We start from the raw sequence: 12,647 nt of genomic DNA, 5'->3' as shown, positions 1-12,647 counted from the left end.
CGCATCGGCCTTTCGTCGATGCACAGCGCGCTGCCCCTTGGCGGCAGCGGATGGCACGGCTATGCGCGGGGCATCGGACTGTTGCATGTCCAAACGCAATCCAAGCTGTATTACTATTGCAATACAGCTTGGATTGCGTTAGATAGCGCGACAAGCCGCTGACAATTGGAAGAGACCGGACGTTTTCATGGCCACCCAGCTTCGCGAAGCCAGTTATGCCGACATGCGCGCTGCGATGGTCGATTGCCAGCTGCGCACCAACGATGTGATTGATCCGGCGCTGATTGCGGCCATGGGCCGCGTACCGCGCGAAAAATTTGTACCCGAAGCGCTGGCGGCCGTGGCCTATATTGATCGACCGATCGCGCTGGACGGGACGCGGCGCATGAATCCGCCCTTGGTCACCGCGCGGCTCTTGGTGGCTGCCGAGATTGCGGCTGGCCACCGCGTGCTGCTGGTTGGTGCGGCCACGGGTTACGCCGCCGCCATTCTGCAGGATTTGGGCGCCGAGGTTATTGCTCTGGAGAGCGATGCCGCGCTGGCCGCCGCTGCGCGCACAGCCTTGGGCGACTTGGGCGTGACAGTGACCACCGGCCAACTGGCAGCCGGCGTCCCGGGCGATGCCCCCTTTGATCGTATTGTCCTCGACGGCGCGATTGAACAGCTTCCCGATGCGCTAGCCGCGCAGCTTGCCGAAGGCGGCGTGCTGGTCTGTGCCTTGCGCGAAGGCGCGGTGACGCGGCTAGCCCGCGGCGTGAAGGTGGCAGGCACGCTGACACTGCGCCCCTTTGCTGACATGGACGCCGCCGCGCTCCCCGGTTTTGTGCGGGAGAAGGGCTTTACCTTCTGACCGGCCTATTCTTCCTTTTTTCCTTTGCCACGGGCTCTTCCTCTATGTCGCATACAAATTCTTCTCAACCTGCCCTGCGCCTGACAGGCTGGCTTGCCGGCACGGCGCTGGCCGCGCTGGTCGTAACCCCCGCCGCGGCCGAAACGCTGCAGGGCGCGCTTACCAAAGCGTATGAGAATAATCCGACGCTGACGGCGGCGCGGGCCGGGCAACGGGCCAATGATGAGAACGTGCCGATCCAAAAGGCTGCTGGATTGCCCAGTGCGGGTGCCAGTGTCGACTTCAGTGAGAATCTGGTGATCCCCGGCAACAGCTTTTTCGTCGCCAAGCGCTCGGTGCAGGTCGGCGGCCGCGTTGCGGTGCCGATTTATCAGGGCGGCGCGGTGCGCAATGCCGTGAAGGCGGCCAAGGCACGCGTTGAAGCAGGCCAGGCGGACCTGCGCGCTACCGAGGCCAGCGTTTTTTCGCAGGTTGTCGGCGCTTATATGGACGTGATCCGCGACCAGGCGATCGTCAAGCTCAACCAGAAGAATGTCGCGGTGCTCCGCACGAATTTGCAGGCGGCCCGCGACCGTTTCGAGATCGGCGACCTGACGCGGACGGACGTGGCCCAGTCGGAAGCGCGGCTGGCGCTCGCCGAAGGCGACCTGCGCGGTGTCGAGGCCAATCTGATCGCCAGTCGCGAGGCCTATGCCAGGCTGGTCGGCGAAGCACCCGTGGATCTTGAAGCGCCGCCGCCGCTGCCGGGCTTGCCGGCGTCGCCTGAAGACGCCGTGGCTATTGCGCTCGCGACCAACCCCGATATCGAGGCTGCGAACCAGCTGGTTAATGCCAGCCGCGCCGATATTGGCGTGGCGCGTGCCAGCCGGCTGCCTTCGCTCGAAGCGACGACGCAAGGCGGCTATAACAATAACCTCAATTCGATCCCGGCGGCGAACACCACGTCAGACAATGTTACGACGAGCCTGACGGCGGGCGTCACGCTGACCATTCCGCTGTTTCAGGGCGGACGCCCGGCGGCACAGGTGCGGCAGGCGCAGTCGCGTACCAGCCAGGCGATTGAAAACTATGTCGAGGTTGAACGCGGGGTGATTGCACAAACGCGCGGTGCCTTCGCCGCCTGGCAAGCGAACCAGCAGATTATTGCTGCAACCCAGCAGGCGGTCAGCGCCAACGCGCTGTCGCTGGAAGGGGTCCGCGCCGAAAATAGCGTCGGCACCCGCTCCATCCTCGATATCTTGAACGCAGAACAAGAGCTCTTGTCGACGCAGGTCCAACTCGTCAGCGCGCAGCGCAACGCCTATGTTGCGGCCTTCAGCTTGCTGGCCGCCATGGGTAAGGCCGAGGCGCGCGACCTGGGTCTGGGTGGCGGCACGCTTTATGACCCAGAGGTCAACTATCGCCGGGTGCGCGGGCAGATTTTCGACTGGAATGACGACCCCGCGCCGAAGCAGGTGGCCACTGACACGCGGGGTGTGGCTGCTGCCAACGCCGACGCGCCCTAGGCTGCTGACCTTGGGCGACCCGTCCCGTGCCGGGACAATAAGGCTTGGCAACTTCCGCTTCACGGCGATAGAAGGCCCTTTCCGGCAAGGGCCGGGCTAGAAGGGGACCCGCTGTGGGCGATATGTCGCGCGAACCATCGATGGAAGATATCTTGTCCTCGATCCGCAAAGTGATTGCGCGCGACGATACGCCGCCGCGCATGGTCAATGGCGGCAACGGCCAGCACGACGATGACGATCCCGATGTGCTGGAGCTGAGCGATGAATCGGATGACGTGCCCGATTCGGTGGCCCCTGGTGCTGACCTAGTTGCCGCCGCCGCCGCCGATGCGGCGCGTCGCTCGCTCGACGCGTTGAGCGCCGTTGTGCAGCCGGTCGAAGCGCCTGCCGTTGTGTCGGCTCCAGCCGCTGGCGGAAGCCGCACGCTCGATGATGTCGTGACCGAGGCGCTGCGGCCGCTGCTCAAGCAATGGCTTGATGCCAATTTGCCGCCGCTGGTTGAAGCCATGGTGGCGAAGGAAATCGCCCGGATTACCGGGCGGCGGCTCTAGCTTACCCAGCTTTCCAGCAGGAATCGGGCAATCGCCAGCGCGGGCGGAGCCATGAAGGGCGCGTCGGGCGCGCCGGCAAGCGCAGCCGCCACATCATCGCGCGTTACCCACATTGCCGCTTCTAATTCAGTCGTGTCGAGCGTCAGCGCCGGGTCATCGACCAGCGCCATGCAACCGATCATTAGCGACGAGGGAAAAGGCCAGGGCTGGCTGGCGGCGTAGCTTACGCTGTGCGCGCGTACGCCAGCTTCTTCCCAAAGCTCGCGCGTCACCGCCTCTTCAAGCGATTCGCCCGGTTCCACAAACCCGGCGAGCGCGGAAAAGAAGCGCGGCGGGAATTGTGGCTGGCGGGCGACCAATGCGCGGTCCCCGCACAGCGCGAGCATAATGACCACGGGATCGACGCGCGGAAAATGTTCGGCGCCGCAATCACCGCATTTGCGCCCCCAGCCACCACGAAACAGTGCTGTTCGTGCACCGCATACCGCACAGTGCCGGTGCCGAGCATGCCAGTCGACCAAGCTGCGTGCCGCACCATAGAGCGCCGCCTCGTCGCGGCTCAGCAGCGGCAAAAGGCGCATGACGGTGCGCGAGCGTGCATCAATTTTTGTACCCGCCACCGGCTCGGCGACGAAGTGCGGAACGCCCGCCGCATCGATTCCAAGCAGCATCAGCCGTTCGGGTTCGGTCAGCCCGGCCGCCTCCCACGTTAAGCCAACGCCGTCGCCCGGAACGAAATCAATGCCGTCAAGCACCAGCGCGCGCGCGCGCGGATGGCGGCGCGCTGTGGCCAGCCGTTCGGGATCGGTGCGGAGCTGGTCGGCGCGGTCCAGTGCCCCGCCAGTAAAGCCCAGCGGCCTCACGCCGCGCCAAGGTCTTGCAGGATAACTTCACCAATCCGCCGCTGGAAATCCAATGTATCCGACGGGATGTATTGGGCATAACCGGCGCCGCGCACACCGCGCAGCGGGTTTACGAACGCCAGCGTCCCGGCGGCTCCACCCCAGCCGAAAATGCCGGGACCGCCCGGATTGCCCGGCAGCGACACACGCCCGCCCGCGCCGAAGCCTTGGCCGTCGACGAACGTGCCCTTCCGTTCGATGCTGTCGTCAATCAGGTTCGACATGGCGAGCATTGCGGCCTTTTCGCTCATTAGCCGGGTCGATCCGATGGCGCCCTTGCCGGCCAGCATCATCAGAAAACGGTCGAAATCGCGCGCACTCGACACAAGTCCAGCGCCGCCAAAGGGAAATTCGGGCTTGTCGAGATAAATGCTGCTCGCCGCCGGATCGATGGGCACCAGCGCCCCGCCAAAGGGCGCATAATTGGTGGTCAGCCTCCTGACCTCGCTGGCAGGTACCTGGAAAAAGGTGCTGGTCATGCCCAGCGGGCCAAACATCTCTTCGGCCAAGAAGGCATCGAACGGCCGACCGCTTGCCACTTCGATAACGCGCCCGAGCAGATCGAGCGACACCGAATAGCTCCACTGCGTGCCGGGTTCGTAAACCAGAGGCATTTTTGCCAGCCGGTCGGCAAATTCGGCAAGGCTGGGTGCGATGGGGGCGTTGTCAACGCCGGGCAGGGGCAAGCGCGTCACTTTGCCCGGCAGCAGACCATTTTTGATATAGGCATCCTTGATCGGTCCCTTCTGGATGATCGAATAGCCAAGCCCGGCGGTGTGGGTCAGCAAATGACGCACCGTGATCGCTGTCTTCGCAGGCCGCACGTCGGTTAGCGAGCCATCGGGTGTTACTTGCACCTGCATCTTGGCAAAAGCGGGCAGCAGGTCGGCAATCGGCTGGTCGAGGCCCAGTTTGCCCCGGTCGATCAACATCATTGCCGCGATGCCGGTGACCGGCTTGGTCATGGAATAGATGCGCCACAGGCTGTCGGCATCGACCGGCACCGGCCCGCCCAGCGCAGTCGCGCCGGCCGCAACATATTGCGGCGCTGCCAGCCCGCGCCCGATACTGGCCAGGGTTCCAGCGAGCTGTTTGCGCTCGACAAAGCCGCTGATGAACGCCCGCGTTGCTGGAAATGCAGGACCGCTATCCACCAGCGCTAAAGCAGGCCGCGTTGTGGCGGCTACGCCGCTCGCGAGTGCCAGCCCGCCAAGCATTGCCCGGCGCGAAACCATCATGTTCATTCTACTTCCTTCCGCATCGCATCCACCGCTTTGCGATAGAGCGTCGGCAGACCTGCTGCGTCAAGCGCATTCAGCGGCCACCATTCGCCTTCGGCACCAAGTGGGGGTTCAGGTCGCCGCACGACGGCCAGTTCCAGATCGAAATGTGTAAAGCTGTGCCGCACCCGTACAGCAGCGTCATCGGCGCCGCTCACCGCGCGCCAGTTGTCGCCAGGCAGACCGCGCATCCCTCCCAGCATGCCTTTGTCGGCGCGGCGCTCCAACCAGATCGCGCCATCGCCTTCAATCCACCAGGCAGTGCCATGACGCTGAGGTTTGGCCTTTTTAGCCAGTTTGACGGGCAACGATTCGGCGATCCCGGCAGCCTTGGCTTTGCATACCTTGGCCAAAGGGCAATCGGCGCAGCGCGGTGCGCCTACCGTGCAAATGGTCGCCCCCAGATCCATCAATGCTTGCGCAAAATCGCCCGGCCGGGACAAAGGGACCAGCGGCGCGAGCGCTGCACGGATTGCTGTTTTCGCCTTTGGCAGCGGCTCATCAATGGCAGCTTGGCGCGCCATGACCCGCTCGATGTTGGCATCGACCACCACGGCGGCGCGGCCAAAGGCAATCGCTGCCACGGCTGCTGCTGTGTAATCTCCAATCCCGGGCAATTCGCGCAGAACCGATTCATCTTCGGGGAAGCGCCCTCCATGGCGCGCTACCACCGCCCGCGCGCAGGCGAGCAAGTTGCGAGCGCGCGCATAATAGCCTAGCCCCGCCCATGCCGCCATCACTTCGGCATCATCGGCTGCCGCCAAGTCGAAAACCGTCGGCCAGCGCGCGGTGAAGCGTTGCCAGTAGCCCGTCACCGCGGCGACCGTGGTTTGTTGCAGCATTACCTCGGCCAGCCACACGCGATAGGGATCGGGTACGGCGTCGTTGCCGGGTGGTATCCGCCACGGCAGGTCGCGCGCATGCGCATCATACCAGCGCAGCAGCCGAAACGCGAAATCATCGTTCCTCTGGACGGTCACCCCCGCGCTATGGCATGGCTAGCTTCATGGCGAAAGCGGTGAACACTGGCGATAACAAACGACCGGCTGGCGGCCGAAAAGCTGCGCCTGTGGAACGCCAACGTGGCGGCCCGGCGCGCGCCATCGCCGACCTGGTCCCTGCAATCGGCGGCGCTGCATTCCGCAAATTTGGCTTCATCCAGGCATCGCTGGTGACGCGCTGGCGCGACATTGTCGGCGACCGGCTGGCCGACGTTACCGAACCCGCGATGATCCGCTTTCCGGTGGGACAAAAGGCGGGCGGCACGCTGCACCTGACCATATCGGGCGCGCACGCGCCGATGCTGCAGCATGTCGAGCCCGATCTTATTGCGGCGGTTAACCGCTTCTTCGGCTATGCCGCCATCGCAAGGGTGAAGATGACGCAGGGTCAGGTGTCGCCCGCGCCGCGTCCGGTTCAGCCCGCAGTCATCTCACGCCCGGTACCCGCCGAACTCGGCGATTCGCTGCGCGCCGTGACGGACCCCGAACTGCGCACCGTGCTCGAACGCATGGCGGCGGGACTTGGTGAGCGCCCGCGCCTGCCGAAAATCAGTTGAGACCAACCATGACCTTTGATCCCGCCCGCCGCACTTTGCTTGCCGCGCTTGCCGCGACGCCGCTGGTTGCAGCGACGAAGGCGGCACCGCGCCTGTCGGCCAAAATGACCGAAACGGGAATCGGCGCCTATCTCGCTGGCAACCCTGATGCACGGCTGCGGCTGGTGCAATATTTCAGTTTTACCTGCGGCGCTTGCGGGGCCTTCGCGGCTGCTGGCGATGCGCCGCTAAAGGCCGGCTATATCGACAAGGGTCTGGTGGCGTTCGAATATCGCAATCTGGTACGCGATCCGCTCGATATGACGGCCGCGCTGCTGGCGCGGGCGAGCGGTCCGGCTGGATTCCCCGGACATTATCGGGCGATCATGGCGGGGCAGTCGCAATGGCTGTTGGGGGCGACGAAGCTGCCGGAAACGGTTCGCCAGAAATGGTTCGAAGGCAGCGTGGCCGAGCGCGCCGCCCGCATTGCCCGCGACAGCGGGCTGGGGGCATTGATGCGCGCGCGCGGGTTGACCGCCGTTCAGATTGAAGCGGCGCTCAACAGCGAGGTTGCCCAAGCCGCGGTCACATCCATGACCAATTTGGCGCGCGGCGCCGACCGTATCCATTCCACCCCCGGATTTGTGCTGCAGGGCAAATCGCTCGACCATGTGCACGACTGGGCAGCGCTGAAATCGCAACTCGACCAGGCGCTGCGCCCCGCCTAAAGAGCGGCCAACACCGACTAATCCGCACAAAGGAACCTTAGCAATGGCATTTCGCTTGGCTCGCAACTTCGCCCTGACTTCGTTTATGGTGCTCGCCCTTTCGGCATGCAGCGGTGGCGGCACCGGTGACGCCACGGCCGAACAACCGGTCGCGGCTAAGGTTGCGGCCCCGGCGGGTAAGGTTTGGTCGGATGTGGCGGTGCGCACCGCCGATGGTGGTCTGTTGATCGGCAATGCCGATGCACCGATCAAAATCATTGAGTTTGCCTCGCTGACCTGTGGGGCCTGCGCCCAGTTTTCAGCCGATTCGGGTGAGGAGTTGAAAAAGGAATTTATCGACAGCGGACGGGTTTCGTTCGAGCTGCGCCATTTCCTGCGTAATCCCATCGACTTGCTTGCCGCCTCGATTGTCCAGTGCGCCCCCGTGGATCGCCAATATGCCCTTTCGGCTAATATTTTGGCGACCCAGTCAGAGCTGTTTGCGGGTGCCGAAGCCGGCGGTCAGGCGGCGCAGACGGCCATGGCCAACGAAGCCGACCCAACCCGCTTTGCCAAAGCGTCGGAAGCGTTGGGCATCAGCGCCATGTTCCAGTCGCGCGGCATGGCCGCTGACCAGGTTCAAGCCTGTCTCGCTACCCCCGCCAATGCCGAAAAGCTGGTCGCGGACAACAACAAGTGGAACGAGGCTTTCCAGATCAGCGGCACGCCCACCTTTGTTATCAATGGCCAGGTTGCCGATGGCGTTGTTGGCTGGCCGTCCTTGCGCGACCGGCTGCGCGCCATGGGTGCGCGCTAAGGGGCGCCGCAGCCCCTTGTGCCGCCGATTGCTGCGCGGCATGACGAGCCAAGGGGTTTGCTTTGGCGCAATGTGATTCTTCTGTGACAGGCACGGCGCGCGGCGGGGTTATGCCGTGCAGATAAAGCGCCTGCGCCTTACTGGTTTCAAATCCTTCGTCGAACCCACCGAATTGCGCATTGAGCCTGGGCTGACCGGCGTTGTCGGCCCCAACGGCTGCGGCAAATCCAACCTGCTCGAAGCCATTCGCTGGGTGATGGGCGAAAGCTCACCCAAATCGATGCGCGGCGGCGGCATGGAAGATGTGATTTTTGCGGGCACCGCGTCGCGCCCGCCGCGCGACTTTGCCGAAGTCGCGCTGGTGGCGGAGGTGGCGGGTGAACAACTTGCGACAGTGCTGGGCGGCGAACGCGGCGGCGAGCTGGAAGTGGTGCGCCGTATCGAACGCGGAGCGGGGTCGGCCTATCGCGCCAATAGCCGTGATGTGCGCGCGAAAGATGTCGCGCTGATCTTTGCCGACGCTGCCACCGGCGCGCACAGCCCGGCGCTGGTGAGCCAGGGCAAGATCGCGTCGGTGATCGCCGCCAAACCCGCCGAGCGGCGCGCGATGCTGGAGGAGGCAGCGGGCATCGCCGGGCTGCATGTCCGCCGCAAGGACGCCGAGCAAAAACTGCGGGCCACCGAGGCCAATCTGACGCGCCTGTCCGAATTGACCGCCGACATGGAGTTGCGCGCCGGGGCGCTCCGGCGGCAGGCGCGCGCTGCCGAGCGTTATCGCAAATTGTCCGATGATATCCGCACTGCCGAAGCGCGGCTGATTTTTGCCCGCTGGCGCGATGCTGCGGCTGCAGCAGATATAGCGCGAGCCGAGGCAGTGGCGGCCGAGGCGGCCGTGCGCGACGCCCAGCTTGCCGCCGAAGCTGGAGAGGAAGCGCAGCGCAGCGCCGCTGGCGCTCTTGCCGCTGCGCGCGCGGCGGCGCAGGCAGAGCGCGAGGCGCTCGGGGCACTTGCCACCGAACTTGCGCGCATAACCGGCGAAGAACAGGCCGCGCGCCAGCGGCTGACTGATTTGCAAGCGCAGGCGCAGCGGGTGGCCGATGACCGGGCGCGCGAGGGCGAGCTGGCGCGTGACGCGCATGACGCGCTGACCCGGCTCGACGCAGATAGCAAGACGCTGGCGGCAGAGCTTGCGTCCCATCAAGCCGGGCGTGCAGCGCTCGAAGTTGCCGATCTGGCCGCGCAGGCGGCGCTGCGCGATGCTGAAGTGGCGCTGGCGCAAACGCGCGCCGCCGCTGCCAGCGAAGCTGCCGAGCGCCGCGTCGCGCAATCGGCGCGTGACAGTGCCGCCGCCGCCAAAGCGCGCGCCGAAGCCGAAGGCGTGCGCGTCGCAGCCGATTTGGCCGCGCTTGGCGACATTGCCGCCCTCGAAGGCGAGGTCGCCGCCGCCAATGCCAAAGTTTGCGAGCAGGAACAGCATATTGCCGCGGCCGAAGCGGCGCTCGCCGATGCCGATGCTACGCGCGCTGCTGCCGAAACGGCGCTCGCCACCGCCGATATTGACCTTGCGGAGGCACGGGCCGCGCTGGCAGCCCTTGACGGCGAAGTGGCAAGCCTGACCCGCGCCCTATCGTCCAGCAATGGCGGCGGCGCCCGTGCGCTTGATCAAATGCGCGCTGCACCCGGCTTTGAGGTCGCGCTCGCCGCTGCCTTGGGTGATGATCTCGATGCAGAAATTGGCACAGCGGTGACGCGTGGCTGGCGCGGTAGTCTGGCAGAGGCAGGGGATCCGGCCCCGCCAGCCGGTACCACCACGCTTGCCGATCATGTCACCGCACCACCAGCGCTGTTGCGGCGATTGCAGCAAATTCTGGTGGCCGATAGCGACTCCGGCCAGCCGCTCAGCGTCGGCCAGCGACTCGTCACGCGCGCAGGAGCGTTGCGGCGCTGGGACGGCTTTGTGTCGAGCGGTGACGGTGCCGTGGCCGCCGAGCGATTGGCGCGCCAGAATCGTCTGGACGAATTGGCAGCGCAGCGCCCCAACGTCGAAGGTGAATTGCAGCGGCTCAGTGTGGACCGCGAGCGCGTGGCACGCCAGTCAGCCGCCGCTCGCGAAGCGATCGCCACCGCCCGCGCCGCGCTGGCCGCCGCTGACGACGGCCGCCGAAGTGCACTGCGAACATTGGATGCCGCGCGCGGTGCGGTCGAACGTCATACCGCCGCCAGCGCGCTACATTTGCGGCGCCGGACTGAATTGGCCGACGTGCTTCGCGCCGCGAGCGAAGCGCTGACCGAAGCCGAAGCGCGTCTGGGAATGCTTCCCGCCCAGTCGGTCGCCGATGAGGCCCAGCGCATTGCGGAGGATCGGGCGGATCGCGCCCGCGCCGATGCGTCGACGGCACGGTCTGCAATCGCCGATCACGACAGCCAGTTGGCCACCTTCAAGGCGCGGCAAGCTGTCGCCGCCAGCGAAATCAAAAGCTGGAAGGATCGGGCGGGCGAGGCGGCGCGCCGTGTGAGCGACATGGACAAGCGGGCGGCTGCGCTTGGCAAGGAAATCGACCTGCTGACCGACGCGCCCGGTCAGTTGTCCGCCCAGCGCGACGCCTTGGAAGCACGCCGTGCGGCTCAACAGGCGGCTACTCTGGCTGCGGAAACAGCCGAAGGCAGTGCCACGCGCGCAGTCGAGGCTGCTGATGCTGCCCTAGCTGTTCACCGCGAGGCGCTGGCATCGGCGCGCGAGAATCGTGCCGGTGCGGCGGCCCGCGCCGAGAACGCTGAGCTGCGCCGTATGGAAATGGGACGCCTATCTGGCGAGCGTTTTGAATGTCCGCCGCCCGTCCTGCCCGAACGCGCGGGTTTTGATGGTGCTCTGGTCGGCAGCGCCGCGGATGAATCGGCGCAGCACGACCGGTTGATCGCCGATCGCGAGCGGCTGGGTCCGGTCAATCTAGTCGCCGCCGATGAACTCGCCGAGCTTGAGGCCGAACAGGCGCGCAGCGCGGCTGAAATCGAGGAATTGAGTCAAGCCGTTAACCGGTTGCGGGGGTCCATAGGCAATCTCAATCGCGAAGGCAGGGTCCGGCTGCTCAGCGCGTTCGAGGCGGTTAACGGCCACTTCGAGCGATTGTTCGGCACCTTGTTCGGTGGCGGGCAGGCGCATCTGGAATTGGTCGATGCCGACGACCCGCTGGAGGCGGGGCTGGAGATTATGGCGCAGCCTCCGGGCAAGCGGCTCGGCACCCTGACTCTGCTGTCGGGTGGCGAACAGGCGCTGACTGCCGTTGCGCTGATCTTTGCATTATTCCTGACCAACCCCGCGCCGATTTGCGTGCTCGACGAGGTCGATGCGCCGCTGGACGATGCCAATATCGAGCGCTTCTGCGACCTGCTCGACCGCATGGTGCGCGAAACCGACACCCGTTATCTGATCGTCACACACAACGCCGTCACCATGGCGCGCATGCACCGCCTGTTCGGCGTGACGATGGTCGAGCAGGGGGTGTCGCGGCTCGTGTCGGTTGATCTGGGCGGCGCTGAAGAACTGCTCGCGGCGGAATAGTCAGGCCGAGCTGCCGACTACCAGCATCGCTGCAAACACCAGCAAGCCGGCAAAGCGGTTGCTGCGGAATTTGGCCAGGGCATCATGCCCATCGGCCGGGTCCAGCGTCACCACTTGGCCAGCGAAGTGGATGGCGGTGGGAAGCAGCGCGACTAGCACCAGTGGATCGGGGCGTAGCTGCCACAGCGCGAGCCCCCAGCCGCCAAGTGCTGCCGAATAGCAAAGCGCGATCCCGCCGCGCACGGCGCGACCCAACGCGCGTGCGCTAGACCGGATACCGACGAGCGCGTCATCCTCGACGTCCTGAAGCGCATAGATGGTGTCATAGCCGACCACCCAGGCAATGGTGCCCAGATAGAGCCACAAAAGCGGCACCCCGCCACTTTCCGCTATCGCCACCCAGCCGACCAGCGCGCCCCAACTGAAAACGAGCCCCAGCCACAGCTGCGGCCACCAGGTGATCCGCTTCATGAAGGGATAGGCGGCAACCGGTAACAGGCTGCCCAGCGCCACCATTTGCGCGGCAAGCGGCAATTGCAGAAGCACGATGAGACCAATCAAGCACAGCGCCGCCATCCACAGCGCTGCAGCGCTGCGCGATACCGCGCCGCTGGCGATTGGCCGCATCGCTGTCCGCGCTACCCGCGCGTCAAGGTCGCGATCGATGATATCATTATAGACGCACCCTGCGCCGCGCATGGCGATCGCGCCCAGCAACATCCAGACGACCAAATCCCATCGCTGCGGCAAACCGCCCGCCAGCGCCATGCCGAAGCAGCACGGCCAGAATAGCAACCACCAGCCAATCGGCCGATCGAAGCGGGCGAGCAAAGCATAGGGCCGCACCGAATCTGGCAGCAGTGCGACGAGCCCGCGATGCTGGCTGTCAGGCGGTGGGGCGGCGGCAGCGGTCATAAAATGCCGCTGGCACTCCACGCC

General features: G+C 65.5%; 11 protein-coding genes. 7 read left to right on the top strand and 4 right to left on the bottom strand.

Annotation, left to right across the window (positions count from 1 at the left end):
* Positions 1–187: 187 nt before the first annotated feature.
* The 3 genes from AC2TC0_RS00575 to AC2TC0_RS00565 all read left to right on the top strand — a co-directional run bounded on the left by AC2TC0_RS00575 (position 188) and on the right by AC2TC0_RS00565 (position 2,906).
* Positions 188–850: a protein-L-isoaspartate O-methyltransferase family protein gene (locus AC2TC0_RS00575; protein ID WP_484715546.1), complete on the top strand. Its 663-nt coding sequence runs from the start codon at positions 188–190 to the stop codon at positions 848–850.
* Between the two features lie 44 nt (positions 851–894).
* Positions 895–2,355, top strand: a complete 1,461-nt coding sequence (locus AC2TC0_RS00570) for a TolC family outer membrane protein (RefSeq protein ID WP_484715545.1) — start codon at positions 895–897, stop codon at positions 2,353–2,355.
* 113 nt (positions 2,356–2,468) lie between these two features.
* Positions 2,469–2,906 (top strand): DUF2497 domain-containing protein, encoded by a 438-nt coding sequence (locus AC2TC0_RS00565; protein ID WP_484715544.1) that lies wholly within the window; start codon positions 2,469–2,471, stop codon positions 2,904–2,906.
* Here AC2TC0_RS00565 and nudC read toward each other — a convergent pair.
* Genes nudC through AC2TC0_RS00550 form a run of 3 tightly spaced genes read right to left on the bottom strand, consistent with a single transcriptional unit; the run spans position 2,903 to position 6,068 of the window.
* Positions 2,903–3,769, bottom strand: coding sequence for an NAD(+) diphosphatase (nudC, locus tag AC2TC0_RS00560; protein WP_484715543.1), 867 nt, complete (start codon positions 3,767–3,769; stop codon positions 2,903–2,905). The genes AC2TC0_RS00565 and nudC overlap by 4 nt on opposite strands.
* Positions 3,766–5,052 (bottom strand): serine hydrolase domain-containing protein, encoded by a 1,287-nt coding sequence (locus AC2TC0_RS00555; RefSeq protein WP_484715542.1) that lies wholly within the window; start codon positions 5,050–5,052, stop codon positions 3,766–3,768. Before AC2TC0_RS00555 ends, nudC begins: the two co-directional genes overlap by 4 nt.
* A complete protein-coding gene (locus AC2TC0_RS00550; RefSeq protein ID WP_484715541.1) occupies positions 5,049–6,068 on the bottom strand; it encodes an A/G-specific adenine glycosylase in 1,020 nt (339 codons plus the stop codon). The genes AC2TC0_RS00555 and AC2TC0_RS00550 overlap by 4 nt, the downstream gene beginning before the upstream one ends.
* 26 nt (positions 6,069–6,094) lie before the next feature.
* Here AC2TC0_RS00550 and AC2TC0_RS00545 point away from each other — a divergent pair, with 26 nt between their 5' ends.
* The 4 genes from AC2TC0_RS00545 (at position 6,095) to AC2TC0_RS00530 (ending at position 11,708) form a co-directional block, all read left to right on the top strand.
* Positions 6,095–6,646, top strand: a complete 552-nt coding sequence (locus tag AC2TC0_RS00545; protein WP_484715540.1) for a DUF721 domain-containing protein — start codon at positions 6,095–6,097, stop codon at positions 6,644–6,646.
* A gap of 8 nt (positions 6,647–6,654) precedes the next feature.
* The gene (locus AC2TC0_RS00540; protein ID WP_484715539.1) at positions 6,655–7,353 is read left to right on the top strand and encodes a DsbA family protein; all 699 of its coding nucleotides are present in this window, start codon (positions 6,655–6,657) and stop codon (positions 7,351–7,353) included.
* Between the two features lie 43 nt (positions 7,354–7,396).
* Entirely contained in the window at positions 7,397–8,149 is a 753-nt protein-coding gene (locus AC2TC0_RS00535) for a DsbA family protein (protein ID WP_484715538.1), read from the top strand.
* A gap of 115 nt (positions 8,150–8,264) precedes the next feature.
* Positions 8,265–11,708: a chromosome segregation SMC family protein gene (locus tag AC2TC0_RS00530; RefSeq protein WP_484715537.1), complete on the top strand. Its 3,444-nt coding sequence runs from the start codon at positions 8,265–8,267 to the stop codon at positions 11,706–11,708.
* On the opposite strand, the gene ubiA is transcribed toward AC2TC0_RS00530, so the two are convergent.
* Complete coding sequence (ubiA, locus tag AC2TC0_RS00525) at positions 11,709–12,623, bottom strand: 4-hydroxybenzoate octaprenyltransferase (protein WP_484715536.1); 915 nt, start codon at positions 12,621–12,623, stop codon at positions 11,709–11,711.
* Positions 12,624–12,647 lie beyond the last annotated feature (24 nt).

The sequence above is a fragment of the Sphingopyxis sp. sgz302558 genome (assembly GCF_057220455.1).
The sequence above is the reverse complement of the archived record's forward strand: the minus strand, read 5'-3'. Positions and strand labels throughout refer to the sequence as shown.

Excerpts from the sequence above, each read along its gene's own strand:
- AC2TC0_RS00535 (WP_484715538.1), top strand. The coding sequence starts at position 7,397 with ATGGCATTTCGCTTGGCTCGCAACTTCGCCCTGACTTCGTTTATGGTG.
- AC2TC0_RS00575 (WP_484715546.1), top strand. The coding sequence starts at position 188 with ATGGCCACCCAGCTTCGCGAAGCCAGTTATGCCGACATGCGCGCTGCG.
- AC2TC0_RS00545 (WP_484715540.1), top strand. The coding sequence starts at position 6,095 with ATGGCGAAAGCGGTGAACACTGGCGATAACAAACGACCGGCTGGCGGC.
- AC2TC0_RS00540 (WP_484715539.1), top strand. The coding sequence starts at position 6,655 with ATGACCTTTGATCCCGCCCGCCGCACTTTGCTTGCCGCGCTTGCCGCG.
- AC2TC0_RS00570 (WP_484715545.1), top strand. The coding sequence starts at position 895 with ATGTCGCATACAAATTCTTCTCAACCTGCCCTGCGCCTGACAGGCTGG.
- AC2TC0_RS00555 (WP_484715542.1), bottom strand. The coding sequence starts at position 5,052 with ATGAACATGATGGTTTCGCGCCGGGCAATGCTTGGCGGGCTGGCACTC.
- ubiA (WP_484715536.1), bottom strand. The coding sequence starts at position 12,623 with ATGACCGCTGCCGCCGCCCCACCGCCTGACAGCCAGCATCGCGGGCTC.